The sequence below is a fragment of the Mesorhizobium sp. M1066 genome (assembly GCF_040318635.1).
GTDB lineage: Bacteria > Pseudomonadota > Alphaproteobacteria > Rhizobiales > Rhizobiaceae > Mesorhizobium.
In genome coordinates this window covers 1-18,831 of sequence record NZ_JAMYMR010000063.1, presented here as the reverse complement: position 1 = coordinate 18,831, position 18,831 = coordinate 1, and the positions used below count along the sequence as shown (strand labels likewise).

Here is an 18,831-nt window from a genome sequence, read left to right as displayed (position 1 = left end):
ATTGGCGAGATTGTGGACCGTGGTGGCGCGGGGCGCCTATAAATAGACGATGCGCGCATTCGGCATGGCGGGGTGGTGGCGCAGGCCCGCGCGACCCTGGTGTGTGGCGGCGACGGCGCCGCGTTCCCCTTTGCCGCCTGCGGCGTTCTGCATGGCGTGGCTCTCGTCGAAGATGATCACTCCATCGAAATCGGAGCCCAACCATTCGACGATCTGTTTGACGCGGGAAAGCCGCTCGCCGCGATCGTCGGACCGTAGCGTGGCGTAGGTGGTGAACAGGACGCCTCGCGATAGGCGGATGTCCTTGCCCTGCGGAAAGCGCGACAGCGGCGTTACCAGCAGGCGCTCCATGCCGAGCGCCGACCAGTCGCGCTGGGCGTCCTCCAGCAGCTTGTCGGATTTCGAAATCCACACCGCCTTGCGGCGGCCCTGCATCCAATTGTCGAGGATGATGCCGGCCGACTGGCGGCCCTTGCCGGCGCCGGTGCCGTCGCCGAGCATGAAGCCCCGGCGGAAGCGCACGGCATTGGGTGCATCGTTGGGCGCGGCCGAAATCACGTCGAAGGTCTCGTCGAGCGTCCACGATCCGGCGAGGAAGTTGGAATGCGCCTCGCCGGCGTAGATGATGGTTTCAAGCTGGGCGTCGGAGAGGAGCCCGTCGATGACGATGTTGGCGGGCAGCCGGGGCCGATAGCTCGGCTTGGGCGGCGCGACCGAGGCCATCGCCACGGATTGAACCAGCTTGGTCGGGTGAGACTGAGCGCCAGGAATACGGATCGTCTGCAATCCGTATTCTTCATAGATAACGTCGGTGATCCGGCCATCTTCGGCAGGCGTCCAGTCCATGGTCTCATAGGCGAGGTCGACGCCTTCGGGTTCGGTGACGGTGGCCGGTGAGGAAGCGGCGGCGCGGGGGGCGACATAGCCGCGAACCGTCCGCACAGCCTGCGCAGGCAAAGTCATGGCGACGGCCACGGCCGGATCGATAGGGAGCCGCGCGGGGACGTGTTCGCCGATCCAGGCGATGAGCGTCGCAACGTCGGGCGCGAGGCCAGGCGACGCCGGAAACGCCGCCACATCATCTGCCGGAACCTTGTCGATGACGGTCAGGCGGGTGTCGATGGTCGTGCCATGCTTGGCATAGACCGCGCCGTCGATCGCGGCGGTGAAGACGACGCGGCCCTGTTCCTGCAGGCGCGTGAACGCGGCTCGCCATGCAGGCGCCTCCGGCGCGAAGCTCGCCCCGGTGATCGTCACCAAGCGGCCGCCGTCGGCGAGGCGCGCGAGCGCCGAGGCGACATGGCGATAGGCAGCGTCGGCCATCCGGCCAGTGACGTTCGCCATCACGGAGAACGGCGGGTTCATCAGGATGACGCTGGGCACGATGTCGGCGTCGAGATGATCGTCGATCTGGGCCGCGTCAAAGCGGGTGACGGGAATGGCCGGAAAGAGATGGGACAGGAGGTCGGCGCGGCTATCGGCTAATTCGTTCAGGACGAGCGCCCCCCCAGCGATCTCCGCCAGGACAGCGAGAAGGCCAGTGCCGGCGGATGGCTCCAGCACGCGATCGGCAGGCGTGATAGCCGCAGCGGTCAGCGCCGCCACGCCGAGCGGCACCGGCGTCGAGAACTGCTGGAAGGACTCGCTTTCCTCCGATCGCCGTGTGTGGGTGGGTAAAAGGTTGGCGACCTTCGCCAGCATCGGCAGGGCCGCGGCCGGAGACCCGGCTTTGCGGAAAAGTGCGTTTCCGTATTTGCGCAGGAACAGGACCGTCGCGACTTCGCAAGCCTCGTAGGCGGACTTCCAGTCCCAGGCGCCGGTCGTGTCGGAGGCGCCAAACGCCGCTTCCATGGTGGCGCGCAGGATCGGCGCATCGATGCGCTGACCGTGTTCGAGATGGGGAAGCAGTAGCCGCGCGGCCTGGAAAATCGCGGCAGAAGGATCGGGGACATGGGGAAGCGGCGCGGCCAGCGGAGCTGCCGCGGATGCAGGGATCATCGTCATGGGAAGAACCTCGGAGAGCGGATTGGGATGAACCGGCGGCGCTCTCTCTCGACCGAACCGGCTCGAACCCGTCCCGGCCATTCTCTCACTCTGGCGCGGGCATGCAGGAAGGTGCGGAGCGGCCGAAACCGCCCCGCTAGCCCATCATTCGGCGGCGATGAGGTGACCTTCGTCGTCCTCGGCGTCGGCCGGGACTTCCTCTTCGTCATCGGTACTGAGGAACTCCGGTAGCGTCCCGCCGTCCTCCTCGCCGTCGGTGCCGGCCGGCCGATCGACGTCAGCGAGACGCAGCGGCTCGGGCAGCCAGCCGGTGTCGGCCAGCAGACGCTCGGCTTCCTTGGCCATGTCGCCCTTCTTCAGATGGTCGATGAGCTGCGCCGACGCCTCGCCCTTGGCCTCGCGTACCGCCTCGAGGATGCGGGGCTTGGTCACCCGGCCGAGATAGTTGTCGACGGTCGGGCGCCATCCCGCGTCCGCCATGTCGAGACCGACGGCGCGCGCGATGCGATCGGCCTGCTTCAGCCGACGCTCCAACCCGTGCTGAGAGATGCCGGAGCCGCCATAACGATCAACCTTCTCGGAGAGCGCATTGACGCCGTAGGAGACGCAATGCGCCAGCAGGGCGGTCCGACTGACGTCGTCGAGATCGACCAGCCAGTCCCACAGAGCATCCTCGTCCTGCGGGATGTCGGCCTCCCAGCCTTCCTGCCGTTCCGCCACCGACTTTGCCGACGTGCTGTCCTTCAGGTCGGCGGCCTGGGCGGAGAAGAGGACGTGGCGGACCGACACCTCTAAGCAACCGCCGGAAGACGAGGTGCGGTGGAAGGTGTCGAGCACCAGCTTGTGCAGCAGCGCCGTGATGGCGACGTGCGGCTTTCCAGCCAGCGCATCCCGCAGGGCGAGGGTGCGGTGGGCCGTCAGTTCGCTGACCAGGCGTTCGGGCAGCGGCTTGACGACATCGTCCTCATCATCCTCCGCTTCGGGCTTGCCGCCGATGGTGATGACCGCCCGCATCGGCTGCGCGTTTGGCGCGGCGCCTTCGGTCTCGCCGTCGCCGTCGATCTGGGGCTCGATCGGAGTCTCGTCCTCGGGACGGACATAGCCGCGCTCGATGGTCAGTCGGCCCGAACTGTCGATGCTGACGTAGGCGCCGGCGCGCGCGATCTCGGCCGGATCGTAGAGGGTCGGCCGGTTCTGGAAGGCGGCGATCGCGGTCTCGATTTCCTCGAGCCGCAGATCGACCGCCTCCGGCAGGTCCTCGCCGTCGTCATGCTCGGCATAGAGCCGGTCCAGCTCCTCGGTTAGCGCCTCGTAGGCGGCTTGCTCGTCGGCGGAGAGTTCGGGACGTTCGCCCGCGATCCGACGCAGGCCGGTGGTGTGGCCGTAGGGGAAGTCCAGCGCGGCCCCGATCCAGCGCCAGCCTTCGGCCGCGATCTCCTCGGCCGCTGCGCCGAGCTTCGCGGTGGCGAGGCTGTCGAGCAAGGCCGGATCCTGCAGCCAACCGCCGTCGTCGGCCTGGAACAGGTCGCGCAGCGTTGTGCCGCCGGCTGCCTCATAGGCTTCGACCCCGACGAACTGCGCACGGCGGTCGGACGCTCGAACGGCGCCCTCAGTCAGCATGCGGCGGATCTCATAGGGCTGGCGGCTGTAGGATCGCTGGATGGTTTCCCAGACCTCCAACTGCCGCGCATGGTCGTGCGACACCGTGAAGGCCATGAGCTGGTCGAGCGCGATGCCGTCCTCGGCATAGACGTCAAGCAGCGCGGGAGCGACCGAGGCGAGCCGCAGGCGCTGACGGACCACCGCCGGGGTGACGTAGAAGCGGGCGGCGATATCCTCCTCGCCCATGCCGCGCTCGATCAGCGCCTGGAAGGCCTTGAACTGATCGAGCGGGTGGAGCGCTTCGCGGTGGACGTTCTCAGCGAGGCTGTCTTCCTCGGCCGGGATCGGGGAGGCCGCGTCGCGGACGTTGCAGGGGACTGGTGCGGTCTTGGCCAGACGCTTGGCCTTGACCAGCAGTTCGAGCGCCCGGAACCGGCGACCGCCAGCCGGGACCTCGAAGATACCGGTTTCCACGCCCTCGCCATCGAGCACAGGGCGGACGTTCAGATTCTGAAGAAGGCCGCGGTGGCCGATATCCTCGGCCAGTTCGGGGATCGAGACGCCGGCCTTGGTCTTGCGGACGTTGGCTTGGCTCAGGATGAGCTTGTTGAAGGGGATGTCGCGACGCTCGCCAAGGGATGCGATCTTCTGAACGGTGGTTGCCATGTCGGATACTCCATGACGGGCGGCCGAGAGACTCTCTCTCAACCTCCAACCCGTCATGAAGCGAAGCGCCGCCCTCTTCCTCTAAAGGGGGCAGCGCCAAGGACCGGCAAACCTGAAAGACACGGAGGCGCAAAGCCGGAGGCACGTAAGATCGTATCCCCGGCTTCACGGAAATCAGGCCGCTCGGTCGAGCAGCTTCTTCGCCCTGGCCTCCATGTCGAGGCGGGCGTCCTGATGGGGCTTGTCGCGCGCGACGGCGGTGATGCCCTGCACGAAATCGAAGATACTCTCTGGCGGGCGGCCTTCCTCAGCCAACACCGTGTCGATGATCTTGCCCGTCTCGGCCTTGGAGAAGCCACGACGACGCAGGAAGTCGGTGCGGTCTTCGTCGGTTCTTGCCACGATCCGCTCGCGCGCCGCCTTGATGCCGTTGACGAAGGGCAGAGGTGAGGAGTTCGCGAAGCTCAACAGTGCCGGGGCCGCCTCATGCGCAAACCGGTTGGCGGCGTATTTGCTGTGGCGGATAGTGATTTCCTCGAAATCTTCCACACCCCACAGATTCCGGTTCTGGCATACCGCGCGGAGATAGAAGCTCGCCATGCCAAGCGTCTTGGCCCCGACCTCGGAGTTCCAGCAGTAGAAGCCGCGGAAGTAGAGGTCGGGCGAGCCGTCCGGCAAACGACCGGCCTCGATCGGATTCAGGTCGTCGACCAGGAACAGGAAGACGTCGCGATCGGAGGCATAGAGTGTCGTGGTATCCTTGGTAATGTCGACGCGGGGATTGTAGATGCCGGTCGACCAGTCGAGCACGCCGGGCACTTTCCAACGGGTGTCGCCCGTGCCGTTGCCGGCGATGCGCTGCACGGCTTCCACGAGTTCTGCATCGAATATCCTCCCATAATCCGGACCGGTGACGGCGCGCAGTTCCGTGCGGCCGTCTTCGGTTTCCAGCGTCTTGATCTGCTCGGCCCGGTTGGAGGTCAGGCCGTATTGCAGGTTGATGGCGGCGAGTGCTGCGGGGAGCTGGCGCAGATAGGCGCCTGGCGCGCCGACCAGGCTGGCGAGCTGTCCGAAGGACCAGTGTGTCGGCGCAATGGCCGTGTCGGTGCCTGGCAGGATTAACGCCAGCCGCTCCGGGTCGCTCCGGTTCGCCTCCACGTGGATGAGGGCGCTCTCCACCACGCGGGTCCGGCTGCGATCGGCGCGATCGCGGACCGAGCGCGCCAGTTCGGAGAGTGAGAGGTAGCGTTCGTCGGCGGGACGCGAGAACCACTCTGACGAGACGCGGCCGACCCGCTCGCCGCGACTGATATCCACCTTGTAACCGCCGGTCGTGTCGCGGCGCGCATCAAGAATTTGCATGTTCATGGGACCAATCTCCACGACGGGCGCGGGAGCCTCTCTCCCACCTATTCACCCGTCACGAAAACCGGTCCGCACTCTCACTCTCAGGGGGCGTTGCGGGGTCTCCCCGCAGAAGGGGTCGGCTGAGACTTTGGGCTCGGCCGTAGGGGAAGGCTTTCCCCCTATTTCAGGTCACGTTTTCGCAGTCGTCCGCGCAGGTGGTTGTGCTCACCGACAAGGAAGCGAGCCGGAACCCGCGCTCGAGTGCGCAACACAATTCGGCGCTGGTCTCCATTCAGAGCAACTCACGCTCCAACTCATCTTTCCGACTTCGCCAGTCCGGCATTATCCGGCTCAACAAGTCTTGCCACCCGGCGCCGTGATCCGGATGCAAGGCATGTGTAAGCTCATGGGCAATGACGTAATCGATCAACGAAGGCGAAGCGCGGATGAGCTCAAGATTAAGGACGAGCGCGCCTTTGGCCGTGAAGCTACCCCACCTGTGCGTCATTTGGCGGATGACCAGCCGAGGTCGCTCGATGCCGAGCCTTTCGAACGGTGGCAGCATGGCGGCCAGCCTCTCAGGAAACACGCGATGGGCGTGGAGGCCGTACCAGTGCCGAAGCACCGTGCGACGGAATACCAAACCCTTGTCCTGCGGTAGACTGAGAATGATCCGGTCGCCGTCGATACGCACGTCAATCGTCGGGTCCGGCTGGCAGAGAAGCCGATAGCGTCGTCCGAGCAGGAGGTGCGTTTCGCCACTTTCGTACTGCCGCACGGGCGTGCGGGGCCGCCAGCGGTCGAACCGGGCTTGTTGACGAACGATCCAGGCGCCGCGCCGCCGCACCCGGCTGACGATGTCGGCGTCCTGCGCGTGCGTCGGGGCCGAAACGACGACTTCACCGTCGGGCGTCACCGCAATGCGCAAAGTACGCCGCTCGGACCGTTCCACCGAGAATGCGATCGAAGCGCCGCCCCAATCAAACGCAAGGTCAATGGATCCGGCCATCGTCCGCCATTCGCACGCGCGCTGAGGCGATGACGTCGTCCATGATCGCGTCGAGCACCGCCGGGTCGACTGCGAGTTTCCGTCGTCCGATTACCTCATCAAAGAAGAAGTCGTCGATATCGTTCCGGATTCGGTTTTCGGTGTCCCGATCGCTCTGCCAGCCAATTACGCGGTGCTGAGCAACGATACGGGTGACCGCTTCCGCGATATCGACGGCGACACCGTCGCGATCGAAGCCGGCCTTCGCGAGCTCGCGGCGCGCGATACCCCAGAAGGCGGTTTCATGGCTCTTACCGCGAATCGCTTCCGGTGTGGGATCGTCAGCGTCCTCGCGCCGTTCGGCCGAATCCCGGAGGCGGCGGACTTCGGCAAGGTAAGCCTTTTCCTCCAGGCGGCCTCTCCGGAACGCGTCGATAGCATCCCGGATCAGCTTGGAAAACTTCTCGAAGAAGACGGGATCCTGCTCCCATTTCTCTTCGATTACCTGAAGGGCCCGATGGGCAATCTCGTCGGCGATGGAAGCGTCAGAGCGAGTTTTACCCGCCCGTGCCGCCTCGATCGCGCCTTCGTCGAACACATTTAGCGGCTCGACAACTGTGATCACCTCATGCGCAGTCACGTGCTGATCAAGCAGCGTCCGAACGCGGTGCTCATAGTCTGACCAATCTACCTTCTCCGCATAGCGGGCCCGGACATGCTCCCTGAGCGCCACAAAACGTTTTTCGTCAGTCCGCCATCGTTGGAGACGCTCGGGCGGAGTTTCCTCCTGGAAGGTGCGCGACGACAGCGCAACGGTGAGACAGCGCGAGAACTGGCCAAGCCTGCGGTAGAACTCTTCCCGCAGCGCCTCGTCGATCAACGCCTTGGCGTAGGCCTCCTCGTCGAAGCGGTTCGCGACTCCGCTGAACAAATCGAGGAGCGCTGCGTGCAGCGACGGCAGGCGGCGGGCCTCATCTGCCACATCGGTCAAAGCTTTCGCCAAATCCTCATCGTCGAAGGCCGCGAGTGCGTCGTTCGCGCTCAGGGCGTCGCCGAGATTTCTAAGCACCCCACAATAGTCGATGATGTAGCCGAAGGGTTTCGGCGGTGCGCCGTCTTCGTCGAAAATGCGGTTCACACGGGCGATCGCTTGCAGCAATCCATGCTCTTTGAGAGGCTTGGCGAGGTAGAGGACCGTGTTGCGTGGCGCGTCGAAACCGGTCAGCAGCTTGTCGACCACGATCAGGAGGTCAGGGTCACCTGGTCCCTTGAACGCGTCGATGATGCCTTTGTTGTAGGTTTCCTCGCCTCTGTAACGCGCCATCATGCGACGCCAGAACGCGACGACGTCGTCGTCTACCTCCTCGTCAATGTCCGTGTCGCCTTCCCTCTGATCGGGAGCAGAGATGATGACTTCGGCGCTGATCTCGCCGAACTCGTCGATCAGGCGCTTCAAAATGATGGCGTCCCGTTTGGAGGGTGCCACGAGTTGCCCTTTCAGGCCCGAGCCCTTGAAGTTTTCGGTGAAGTGCTGGCTGACATCGAACGCAATACATTTTAGCCGCGAGGCGACGCCGGCTATTGCGCGCGGACGGCTCATCTTGCGCTTCAGGTCATTAGCCTGGGCAGAGGACAGTCCACGGGTAACGCGGTCGAACCAGATGTCGATCGCCTGTTCATCGACGTCCTCCTCGACGTGTCGGCCTTCATAGAGGAGAGGAACAACGGCGCCATCGCCCACCGCGTCGCGCATCGAGTAGACCGGGTCGAAGAGCGGTCCGAACTGGCGAAAGGTGTTCCGCTCGCGCTTGGCGATCGGCGTGCCGGTGAAGCCGATGAAACAAGCTTGTGGAAAAACCTCACGCATGCGGGCGTGAAGGCTTTCAAGGTCGCCGTACTGGCTCCGATGGCTCTCGTCGACGAGCACGAAAATGTCGCTGCTTCGGTCGACAACACGCCGCTTGCCGAGCGCCGCACGAAATTTGTGAATGACTGTCGTGATCACTCGGGCGCGCTCCTCAATTAACTCGATGAGGTGCTCGCCGGTTCGGGCACGCTGAGGGGCAAGTCCGGTGGCTGCGAAAGTGCGGGCAATTTGGTCGTCGAGGTCAGTACGGTCCGTTACGAGCACGAGACGCGCGCCCTTAACGGCGGCGGTCAGGGTGCGGGCGAGCATGACCATGGTCAGCGACTTGCCCGACCCTTGCGTGTGCCAGACGACTCCGCCGGCCCGGCGCCCATTTTCGAGCTTCTGCACCCGGCCGAGCACGCTGTTGATCGCAAACACCTGCTGGTGGCGCGCGACCTTCTTCACTGGCCCATCGAACAGTGTGAAGCGCCGCGCCATGTCCAACAGGCGTTCCGGCCGGAACAGGGCGACGAGGGTTTCGTCTAGTCGCGTCGATTCGCGGCCTTGTTCAGCTAGGGCTTGGAAGCGCCGACGGTGCGGGGCGAAGTCGTCGAATATGTGCTTGGCTTCGATGGAGTCGAGCGAACGGGCGACCACTTTCCTCGAGAAGTCGGGAGCGTCTTCCCGCTCTCTCCAGCTCGACCAGAACTTCAGGGGCGTGCCGACGGTCGCGTAGCGCGGTTCGTGAGGATTGGCGGCCAGGACGAGTTGAACCGAGAAGAAAAGGTTCGGACAACCCACGTCGGCCTTTTGGTTGCGGATGGTCTGCGTGATACCTTGTTCGGTCTTCTCCCGTGACGATTTCACCTCGATCACGGCGAACGGGATGCCGTTAACGAAAAGGACAAGGTCGGGCCGAATTGAACCGCCTCCAGGCCACTCGACTGGATACTCGGCCGTCATATGGAAAGCGTTCGCGCGCCAGTCGTCCCAGTCGATATAGCGGAAAGGCCACTCGCGAGCGGTGTCGTCGATTGTCTGCGGCAGAGCGATGCCGAGCTGTAGGAGGTCTGTCACCACCTCGTTCGTCCGAAGCACACCATCATACCTGACGCCAGACAGCCGCCGGATCGCCGTTTCGATGTTTGCTTCGGAGAACAAGTGGCGTCGTTCCCGCCAGGTGATGTTGTTCAGCCGGGCAAGCTGCGAACGCAAGATGTCGTTTAGGAAGACCTCGCTTCTACGCCCGCTGCGCAGACGATCGGCCTGCGCTCGAGGTACATAGTGCCAGCCGAGACTCGAAAGGGTCGCGAGTGCAGCGAGTTGGGCTCCGCCTGCTTCGGAAAGTGCAAATGCGGGAGAGTCGTTCATCGCGCTAGCTGGAAACGGATGGAGGATTCTTCGGTCGGTAGCGCCGTGGAAACGCGCGCAATTCTCCGCGAGGCTCCGTCTAGTAGCTGGAGAATAAGTTCTTTTCTTTGCAAGACCATCCGGGCGTGAACGCGCGACGAAAGCGTGAAATCGTGCTGCACGAGATCGAGACTATTGACGATCTTATCCTGGAGTTCCGGGCTTGGGTAGGTAATCGGAAGACTCTCAAGGAAGTCAGTTGATAACCGCCCGGTGCCGTGTCCGGCACTATCGACGCGGCTCATCAGGGCTCTTCGGCGTGACTTTAGTGCGTATGCTAAAAAGCGCGCATTCATCTCGGCACCGGTGACGAGTGCTTTGATATCCTGATTGAAGGCAAAATCGCGCGTTGTGACGCCGATGGGTATGTCTTTGAAGAGGCCCATGCCCCGAACGAGGATCAGAACTGTTCCGGATGCGGCAATACTGGCCTTAGTTGCGCCGATCTCGCTCAACTTCTCAGTAGCATCGGTCAAGTAGAACGTCTTCAGGTCTTTGGCGGAAATCCAAGGCAGGGCCCCACCCCATAAGCGATTATCAGTCTTTGCCGGCGTTCCACCAGAACGTATGCGTGCAAGGTCGGTCAGTTCTGACCTGTGCCAACCGCTGGGAGGTTCCCGCTCCGACTGCGCGTTACCGACAAGCTGCGCAAGGGTGGCTTCGAAACGGTCGCCCTTCGCTCGAGTCAAGTTTTCGTAGGCGTCTATCGCCCGATCCCACATACTGAGGAGCCCGACGATGCGCCGTTGCTCGGCGATTGGTGGCAGATCGATCTCCCATTTGAACCAATCGTCGATACGAAATAACAGCTTCTCGACGTGGATACCGATGCTTGACTGAAAGCACGCCTGCTGAAAGTAAATCGTATGGGAAAGTAATCGAAGGTAATTGGGGTCTAAATGTTCTGAGGTGTGGAGCACAGTATATTCATTTGAAACGATCGCTCCATCGAGTTCCTCCGGAACAAGCCCACAAGCTCCATGAGAGATCTGCCGTTTTGAGATCAAAAAATCTCCTTCAAGCACAAAAAACTGCGTTTTTGTTTTGATCTGATCGCCGCGCAGCGCTTCACGTCCAACGATGCCACCGCGGCTGCGCTTGGCAGTCACGAGTTGATAGACTTTATTATCGACCACGTTGGCTGGTCGCTCCACGATCCTCAAGACATCGCCTAAGCGAAAGCGTCGCCAATTAGCAGGCGTTTTGCCCAGCTTGGGAATTCCCAATTGTACACTAGGCGGAAGCGCCGAAATGATGCGGCTCTCGTCTTGTTCGAAAAGGGTGGTGAGCTCATCATAATCGTCCGCCAACTCAAGATTGCGTAGGTTGGTCATGGGCGAATTCCAAGCGCGACAAGGTGAGCGTTGATTTCAGCCCTGACGGTCGCGAGCTGTTCCTCAAGCCCTCTGATCTCGTCTTGCACGGCTTGGAGGTTGATCTCCGGCTCAGGCTCGAAGGTGTCGACGTAGCGAGGTATATTGAGATTAAAGTCGTTCTTAATGATCTCGTCTATCGTAGCGACATATGAATATTTGGGGATGCTACTCCGCCCCTGATAGGTATCCACAATCGCTGAAAGATGACCTTCAGAAAGCTCGTTTTGCTTTTTACCGGGATCGAAGCCGCGGCTCGCATCAACAAAAAGCACATCTCTGACGTGTTCGCGAATGGCGCCACTCTCACGCGAGCGATCGAAGATGAGAATGCACACCGGAATGCCAGTGGTGGGGAAGAGCTGCGCTGGCAATCCAATCACCGCGTCGAGCAAATTCTCTCTCACCAGGCTTTCGCGAATTCGCCCCTCCGCGCCTCCTCGAAATAGAACTCCATGAGGAGCCACAATGGCTACGCGGCCTTCCGCCGGGCGCGCGACTGCCAGCATGTGCAGGATGAACGCGTAATCGGCCTTCGATTTTGGCGGCAATCCGCGAGCGAAGCGGCGATGGGGATCGTTGCTCGCGCCATCTCCAATCCATTTGTCGAGGCTAAATGGCGGATTGGCGACCACCGTGTCGAACCGCATGAGATGGTCGCCCTCAAGAAGGAGAGGGTTGTTGAGCGTGTCGCCCCACTCGATGCGCGCACTGTCTTGTCCGTGCAGGAACATGTTCATCCGCGCGAGCGCTCGCGTCTGGCCATTAGATTCCTGGCCATACAAGCGGAAGTTCTTGCTGCCGACCTCTTCGCCGGCGCGCAGCAGTAGGGCACCCGAGCCGCAAGCGGGGTCGCAGATACGAGCGCCTTCCTTGGGCGCGGCCAGCTTTGCCACCAATTCCGACACGCGGCGAGGCGTGAAGAATTCACCGGCCTTTTTCCCGGCGTCCGAGGCGAAGCGTTCAATCAAATAGATATAGGCTTCACCGATGACGTCTTCTTTGATGTCGCGGAGATCGAGGGCAGCCTTGCCGAAGTCCTTCAACAGCGTTTCGAGCCGCCGATTGCGGTCTTTGGTCTGTCCGAGGTTAGCCTCCGAGTTGAAATCAATATTGCGGAAAACGCCCTTCAGTTTGGGATCGTTAGCTTGTTCAATGCCGTCCAGCGCGATGTTGATGAGCTCTCCGATGTTGTCGTTCGCGCTTCGTTCAAAGAGGCTGTCAAAGGAACTGAGAAAGCGGTCGATGACCTCGCCCTTGCTGTTGCGGACTTCAACTTCCTTCAGCTTGAACCGCTCACGCTCAAGCTTGCGACGGATCCTCAGCTCGCGGACATCCGCGGGATCATCCCGATACTCCTCAGAAAACTCATCATAGTGCTTTTTCCAGATGTCGCTGATGTACTTCAGGAATAGAAGAGCAAGAATATAGTCCTTGTACTGAGTCGCATCGATAGTCCCGCGGAAGGTGTCGCAGGCTGACCAGACGGAGTTCTTAATGTCATCAATGGTAGGCATAGATTTATCTTTCGGTTGAAACGCGTAGCGCTTCCAGGATCTCAAAATCGGCCGCCGTCGCATGGCGTTCAGCCAGGTGGATCAGCAACTCGCGATGGGTTCGATGCGCGCATGCAAGCTGACCGATCGCGCGCTGCCGTTCGAGCGGAAGGTCGGGCAGGTCGAGATTGGCAATATCATCACGGGCGATGCGGGGCAGGGAAGCGCCAGCGGTCGACGCGCGAAGTCTGACGCCCGTTTGAGGCAACAGGAGAAAGGCCAATAGAAATGAAGGGTCAAGTCGGGTCGCTTCCGGTCGGACCAAGTACAGATCGAGGCTCGCGTAAGCGCCGAAAAGGTCCTCCCCAGCCTCGGCAGCAAGCGTTCGCTCACCTCGTGCGGCGACCAAGATGTCACCCGCTTGAATGGGTAGCGCACGGGCGACGAGCGGCCGCTCCCCGATTGTAAGATCTCTGCGAGCGCCCGCGAGATCGCGAATCTGCACGAAACGGACTGGATCGTCCCGCAGCTTGTCCGGGGCAACACCAGTAGCGATCAACGCGAACTTTGAGAGAGCGACCATGGCCGCACCTTACGCTGTCACTGCAAAAAATCAAGCGAAATTCAGTAAGAGGGCTTCTCATACAGAAAAACCCTATTGCAATCTGGCTGCGGTCGCTTCATGCTGTGCAAACGAAAACGGGCCCGGCGTTGACGCGCCGAGCCCGTTGGTTCCCAGCCGCGGCTTTGGGGCCGCAGACGCATGGGTGGTCGAACTCCTTATGTGCGTCGTGCTTCGTCTTTGGTCAAGCCGCGCGAACCATGAGGACTACAATGTACTACGAAAAATATCGCACCGACGGCTGGCGCTGGCGCCTGGTGGCTTCCAACGGCCGGATCATCTCGATGTCGAGCGAGGCATATGTCGCCGAAGGCGACTGTGATCGCTCGATCGAGATCAACAAGGGGTCGTCGGCGGCTCCCGTCCGTCGGGCTTGATAAAAGAATGGGGCGCGGCATTGTCCGCGTCCCATTTCTGGCGATTAAATCTTCGGCATTGCTGACTGCTACTGCTTAGTAAATTCAAGTATAGGTTCAAAACAGCGGTGAGGGTTGACGCGGGTTCCGGAGTAGGCGGGGTGGGCGAATTTGGAAATGCGACACGTAAAACCATTAACGAAACGCCGATCTGACGGCGTACTCTATACGCGTCGCGCGGATGTTGAGGAGGCGTTGGCGAGCCTCATTGAGCAGTCCCGCGAGAAAATCGTCGCTGCCTTGAAGGTCCGCGACACGTCGTCACCGCTCTACGTGAAGTCCGAGTGTATCGTTTATCTGATACGCGCCACGCGGCATGACAACGACGAGAGCTATTTCAACGATCTTTACCGCGAACTCATGCGCCGCCTCGCATCGGCACTGCCGCGCGTAGCCGGCGAACGCACCGACGTGTCCGAGAGCGTCCATGCCACGGATGCTCGCGACAGGGTGAAGGACACCTTTGTCCGCAAATTGATCGAAGATCGGGCCGAGCCGGGGACAGCCCTCGACTATTTCGAGGTCATGTTTGCCGGTGCTATTGGGGCACTCCGCACGACATCCATGCACAGGGCGAGGAGACAGGCGGGGCGCACGGAAGCCATCGAGGCTGACGAGGACACGAACGAACCCTCGCTGGCAGTGGAGCGGGCCGTCGGGAGCCTAGACCTCAAGGAGGGATTGCTTTCCGACGATCCAATTTACCGGTCGCGCGTAGCCGACGCGATTAGGTCCCTGCCAGACAAGTTACGCAGAGTCGTTGAGTTGATCATGAGGGACACGCCAATCGATTCGTCGGACGACAGTGTCATGACTATTCGAAAGGCGATCGGCGTCAAATCCGAGAAAACCGTTCGGAATAGACGTGACGAAGCATACCGACTGATCCGCCAAGCTCTGTCGATTGGAGACGACCATGAATGACAGCAACGACAGCGCAGAGGAGATCCTCCTCGCATTCGCAGTTGAGCAGGAGCACGACAACGCGACTCTTGACCGCTACCTTCAGCTATACCCACATCTGGCGGACGAGCTGATCGACCTATCCCTGGATCTGAGACTGCAGCGCGCGACTGGAGAGACCACCACGCCGGCCGACGAGGCGTGGGTGGAGGCGTCCCTTGCGGCCTTCCGAGGCACGTCGCCGGTTCAGGCATCAGCTGCGGTGGTCGACCTCTTTGCCAACGTCTCCCCCCAGGAAATGGTAAGCCTTCGCCGTGCCCTTGATGTTCCCAGCGGCGTGATCCAGGGGTTTAGCTCCCGGCTCGTGGACATCGCCAGCGTGCCCGCGTGGTTCGTCGACGCTCTTGCGCGCGGCCTCCGCTCCACCGTGGACGACCTGCGCCGCTTCATGGCGGCACCACCTCGACTTGCGCCTGGTGTCAGCTACAAGGCCGATGATGCTCCATTCGTTGAGCGTGAGAAAATCACGTTCGAGGACCTGCTCAAGCAGTGCAGGGTGCCGGATGAGCGACGGCAGCAGTTGCTGACCTCACGGGATTGAACCATGGACGCTGTCGAACTCGCGCGGCAGCGCGCCGCGGCGCTTCACGACGAGGTGGTCTCCAAGGGAGCTGACCCCTGGGATCCCGAGGCGCTCGTTAAAGCCGCCGCATCCAGTCTGGAATTGGACGTCGAACTCGTCGAGCCAGGCAGCGCGATCCTAGATGGTGGCTGGGCACAGTTCGATCCTATAAATCGTGCCATCAGGCACGAGGACTCGGGAACGACCTTCTTCAAGGCCTTCCTGGTGGGCCACGAACTCGGTCACGCCACGCTCGGCGACGACCGGATCGAGCACGTCGCCCACGATGTTGATCCCGCGCGGCCGGCGGAAGCAGCCCCCGTCGGCGAGGATCGGGTCGTCGATTACAGCCGACGGCAGCGCCGCGAGGTCCAGATGGACCTGTTCGGTCGCGAGCTCCTGCTACCGCGCAAACGGGCTCGCGCACTCCACCTTGAGGGCATGACGGCGTTGGAGATCGCAACGAAGCTCGGGGCGCCCTTCGACGTCGTCGCGCTGCAGCTTCTCGACGCCCTGCTGATTCCGGCGGTCGAGCCGGAACCCGAGGAAGCCGAGGTAAGACCTCCGAAGCCGCTCAACGACGAGCAGCGCGAGGCCGCGCGGCATCGTGGGGTCCCATATCTTCTGGAGGCCGGACCGGGAACGGGAAAGACGCAGACCCTCGTCGGGCGCGTTGCCGGCCTCGTCGACGAAGGCATCGATCCCCGGTCGATCCTTGTGCTGACCTTCTCTAACAAGGCTGCCGGAGAACTATCTGAGCGCATCGCTGGACTGCGACCAGAGGCGGCATCGGCGATGTGGATCGGGACATTCCACGCCTTCGGTCTCGATCTGGTGCGACGATACCACAAGCAACTGGGTTTCCCGAAAGAGCCCCGCATGATGGATCGTAGCGAGGCGATCGCGATCATGGAGCGCGAATATCTCGCACTCAACCTCACTCACCATCGGGAGTTCATGAATCCTGACCGTCCGCTCAAGGACATGCTCACCGCGGTATCCCGGGCAAAAGACGAGGTCGCGGACGCTGACCGCTACGCTGCGCTCGCCGAGGAGATGCTGGCCAAGGCCGCCGATCCAGACGCCCGCAATGCTGCGGGGCGGTGCGCTGAGGTTGCCCTTGTCTATAAGAAATACGAAGAGTTGAAATTTGCGGCATGCGCAGTGGATTTCGGCGATCTGGTGTCTCTGCCCGTAAAGCTGCTCGAGTCCGACGCAGAGGCAGTTTCGATCCTGCGCGCGACATATAGCCATATCCTCGTCGATGAGTATCAAGACGTAAACCGCAGCAGCGTAAGGCTGCTCCAACGACTGACGGATGCTGGTAAAAACCTTTGGGCCGTCGGTGATGCGCGGCAGGCGATCTATAGGTTCCGTGGCGCATCCTCGTTCAATATGTCGCGATTCAATACCGAAGACTTTCCTGGTGGCACTGGCGATCGGCTGCGTCTCAACTATCGCTCGACGCCTGAGATCGTCGGAGCATTTTCGAAGTTCGGTGGAGGCATGCAGGCTGGCACCGGCGATGCCTCCCTCAAAGCAGATCGACCGTCCAGCGGTGTCCCGCCAGAGCATGTGACCTTCGGCGATAACGACGACGAGGCGGACGCACTCGCCGACGAGATTCTGCGCCTCTCTCAGGACGTCGCCTTCCGCCATCAGGCCGTTCTCTGCCCTGGCAATGACCGGCTCAACCGCATGGGGCGTGAACTCGAGCGGCGCGGAATTCCCGTTCTCTACCTCGGAAATCTCTTCGAACGACCCGAGGTCAAGGATCTGCTGTCCGTTCTGTCTTTACTCGTCGACAGGCGGGCCATGGGACTGTTGCGCAAGCCCTCGCTGCAGGGATTGTCGACGGGGCTGAGTCTGGCGGGCGCCGCAACGGTGGTCGAGCACCTTCGGCAGACGGAAGCCGGACCGCTCGCCTGGGCCGGCTCATCGCCTTCGCTACCAACCTTGGAAGCCGCTGACGCTGACGCCATGCGCCGGGTAGCCGGCATGCTGGACGGCTTTGGTACCGATGCGCTTCCCTGGGGCGCGCTGGCGCATATCATGCTCGACCGGACACGAACGGCGGCGCTGATCGCATCCACGGACGATATCTCCAGTCGAGCCATGGGCGTGGCGATCTGGCAGCTAATGGGTTTCTTGCGCGCTCAACGTCCAGGGCCGGGTCTGCCGATCCAGCGCACGCTCGACGAAATCAGGCGGCTTGTTCAACTCGCCGATGAACGGGATCTTCGACAGATTCCGCTGGCCGCTCAGGGCATCAACGCGGTCCGGCTGATGACCATTCACGGTAGCAAGGGACTCGAGTTCCCCGTGGTACACCTCATGGGTCTGAATAAGGGGAGCATGCCCAGCACGGCACGTAAGCCGGCCTGTCCGGTTCCGGATGGCATGATCGCTGGCGGAGAAGGCGGAACGGTTGCGCTGGTTGCTGCGGATCACGCACTCGAGCAAGAATGCCTTTTCTATGTCGCTGCCTCTCGTGCGCGGGACCGCCTCCTACTTTACTCAGCGACCCGAATGGCGAACGGGAATCGACGCAATCCCTCGGATTTCATCGCACGACTAGGCGTAACGACAACCCGCGCGGCAACGCCCCATGCGGACCGGAAACCGGACCCCGAGGATGAGCCGCTCCCGATCGTATTGGGGCCTGAAATCAAGATCACGACGGCGCAACTTGATCTGTATGATCGGTGCCCACGGCGCTTTTTGTACACCCATGTGCTTGGCGTCGGCGGTCGACGCACGCCGACAACAATGACGACGATGCACGATCTGGTGCGCGCCATCGTGACGGAGATCGCCGCCACTGATCCCTCCGTTGTGTCGCTTGGTGACATGGACAGACTGTTGGACGAGAGATGGTCTGGAGGGCCACTGGCTGGGGACGAGTATCGGCTGCACCGCGAAGTTGCGACGCTGCTCGTCCAGCGGTTCGTGACGATGCGCGCGGACACCACCCGCTCTATACCGCCTGCTCTCCGAACAGGCATCGGAACGACAACGGTCTCGGCAAGTGCAGACGATGTCGTGATGACTCCTGATGGACGGCATATCGTGCGGATGGTTCGGACGGGTCACCGATCCTCCAAGACCGGACAAGGCCTCGCCGATGCCGCCTTTCAGATGGCGGCCGCCAACTCACTTCCTGGCTGCACGGTCGAGATCGTCCACCTCGGCGACGACGATCACACTACAAGGGTGGAGTTCGACCATAAGGCTCTCGGCAAGAGAACGGAAAAGCTTGCCGAAGTCTTCGCGGCGATCGAGGGCGGAAGCTTCACGCCTGAGCGATCCGACCGCACATGCCCTTTTTGTCCCGCCTTCTTTACCTGCGGTCCAGTGGCCGACGGCAGACTGCAAAAAAATCTCTGACCAAAATTACCGGTCAGCCGATGCTGGCGAGATTGACCCTGTGAGACCGACGCAATCAGGCCTAGAGCGGGATGAATTTAGGTTGGGCATAGCCTGCCTCTGTGAAGTAATTTCGGCATTCGGTTGACGTGACGGTGCCGAGGATT

Annotated in this window: 12 protein-coding genes; 4 read left to right on the top strand and 8 right to left on the bottom strand. The window is 61.9% G+C overall.

Features of this window, described 5'->3' with window-relative positions; translation table 11 throughout:
• Positions 1-36: 36 nt before the first annotated feature.
• From NKH52_RS33555 to NKH52_RS33520, 8 genes are all read right to left on the bottom strand, one after another.
• Complete coding sequence (locus NKH52_RS33555) at positions 37-2,004, bottom strand: strawberry notch-like NTP hydrolase domain-containing protein (protein WP_352968425.1); 1,968 nt, start codon at positions 2,002-2,004, stop codon at positions 37-39.
• Between the two features lie 144 nt (positions 2,005-2,148).
• A complete protein-coding gene (locus tag NKH52_RS33550) occupies positions 2,149-4,272 on the bottom strand; it encodes a ParB/RepB/Spo0J family partition protein (protein WP_352729776.1) in 2,124 nt (707 codons plus the stop codon).
• A gap of 174 nt (positions 4,273-4,446) precedes the next feature.
• On the bottom strand, positions 4,447-5,640 hold the full coding sequence (locus NKH52_RS33545; RefSeq protein ID WP_352729778.1) for a DUF932 domain-containing protein: 1,194 nt from the start codon (positions 5,638-5,640) through the stop codon (positions 4,447-4,449).
• 271 nt (positions 5,641-5,911) lie between these two features.
• Positions 5,912-6,628, bottom strand: a complete 717-nt coding sequence (locus tag NKH52_RS33540; protein WP_352729780.1) for a M48 family metallopeptidase — start codon at positions 6,626-6,628, stop codon at positions 5,912-5,914.
• Positions 6,612-9,827 carry a type I restriction endonuclease subunit R gene (locus NKH52_RS33535; RefSeq protein ID WP_352729782.1) on the bottom strand — a complete coding sequence of 1,072 codons (3,216 nt, stop codon included), beginning with the start codon at positions 9,825-9,827 and terminating at the stop codon, positions 6,612-6,614. Before NKH52_RS33535 ends, NKH52_RS33540 begins: the two co-directional genes overlap by 17 nt.
• Complete coding sequence (locus NKH52_RS33530) at positions 9,824-11,200, bottom strand: restriction endonuclease subunit S (protein WP_352729784.1); 1,377 nt, start codon at positions 11,198-11,200, stop codon at positions 9,824-9,826. The genes NKH52_RS33535 and NKH52_RS33530 overlap by 4 nt, the downstream gene beginning before the upstream one ends.
• Complete coding sequence (locus NKH52_RS33525; protein ID WP_352729786.1) at positions 11,197-12,756, bottom strand: type I restriction-modification system subunit M; 1,560 nt, start codon at positions 12,754-12,756, stop codon at positions 11,197-11,199. Before NKH52_RS33525 ends, NKH52_RS33530 begins: the two co-directional genes overlap by 4 nt.
• A gap of 4 nt (positions 12,757-12,760) precedes the next feature.
• Entirely contained in the window at positions 12,761-13,318 is a 558-nt protein-coding gene (locus tag NKH52_RS33520) for a restriction endonuclease subunit S domain-containing protein (protein WP_352729788.1), read from the bottom strand.
• Positions 13,319-13,569: 251 nt separating this feature from the next.
• On the opposite strand from NKH52_RS33520, the gene NKH52_RS33515 reads away from it, so the two are divergent.
• From NKH52_RS33515 to NKH52_RS33500, 4 genes are all read left to right on the top strand, one after another.
• The gene (locus tag NKH52_RS33515; RefSeq protein ID WP_352729790.1) at positions 13,570-13,734 is read left to right on the top strand and encodes a YegP family protein; all 165 of its coding nucleotides are present in this window, start codon (positions 13,570-13,572) and stop codon (positions 13,732-13,734) included.
• Positions 13,735-13,968: 234 nt separating this feature from the next.
• The gene (locus NKH52_RS33510) at positions 13,969-14,697 is read left to right on the top strand and encodes a DNA-binding response regulator (RefSeq protein ID WP_352729792.1); all 729 of its coding nucleotides are present in this window, start codon (positions 13,969-13,971) and stop codon (positions 14,695-14,697) included.
• Positions 14,690-15,277, top strand: coding sequence for a hypothetical protein (locus tag NKH52_RS33505; protein WP_352729794.1), 588 nt, complete (start codon positions 14,690-14,692; stop codon positions 15,275-15,277). The genes NKH52_RS33510 and NKH52_RS33505 overlap by 8 nt, the downstream gene beginning before the upstream one ends.
• Before the next feature lie 3 nt (positions 15,278-15,280).
• On the top strand, positions 15,281-18,685 hold the full coding sequence (locus NKH52_RS33500; RefSeq protein WP_352729796.1) for a UvrD-helicase domain-containing protein: 3,405 nt from the start codon (positions 15,281-15,283) through the stop codon (positions 18,683-18,685).
• Positions 18,686-18,831 lie beyond the last annotated feature (146 nt).

What these genes read in the sequence shown, in the direction of transcription:
- NKH52_RS33515 (WP_352729790.1), top strand. Translation starts at nt 13,570, where the DNA reads ATGTACTACGAAAAATATCGCACCGACGGCTGGCGCTGGCGCCTGGTG.
- NKH52_RS33555 (WP_352968425.1), bottom strand. Translation starts at nt 2,004, where the DNA reads ATGACGATGATCCCTGCATCCGCGGCAGCTCCGCTGGCCGCGCCGCTT.
- NKH52_RS33520 (WP_352729788.1), bottom strand. Translation starts at nt 13,318, where the DNA reads ATGGTCGCTCTCTCAAAGTTCGCGTTGATCGCTACTGGTGTTGCCCCG.
- NKH52_RS33505 (WP_352729794.1), top strand. Translation starts at nt 14,690, where the DNA reads ATGAATGACAGCAACGACAGCGCAGAGGAGATCCTCCTCGCATTCGCA.
- NKH52_RS33500 (WP_352729796.1), top strand. Translation starts at nt 15,281, where the DNA reads ATGGACGCTGTCGAACTCGCGCGGCAGCGCGCCGCGGCGCTTCACGAC.
- NKH52_RS33540 (WP_352729780.1), bottom strand. Translation starts at nt 6,628, where the DNA reads ATGGCCGGATCCATTGACCTTGCGTTTGATTGGGGCGGCGCTTCGATC.
- NKH52_RS33550 (WP_352729776.1), bottom strand. Translation starts at nt 4,272, where the DNA reads ATGGCAACCACCGTTCAGAAGATCGCATCCCTTGGCGAGCGTCGCGAC.
- NKH52_RS33525 (WP_352729786.1), bottom strand. Translation starts at nt 12,756, where the DNA reads ATGCCTACCATTGATGACATTAAGAACTCCGTCTGGTCAGCCTGCGAC.
- NKH52_RS33545 (WP_352729778.1), bottom strand. Translation starts at nt 5,640, where the DNA reads ATGAACATGCAAATTCTTGATGCGCGCCGCGACACGACCGGCGGTTAC.
- NKH52_RS33530 (WP_352729784.1), bottom strand. Translation starts at nt 11,200, where the DNA reads ATGACCAACCTACGCAATCTTGAGTTGGCGGACGATTATGATGAGCTC.
- NKH52_RS33535 (WP_352729782.1), bottom strand. Translation starts at nt 9,827, where the DNA reads ATGAACGACTCTCCCGCATTTGCACTTTCCGAAGCAGGCGGAGCCCAA.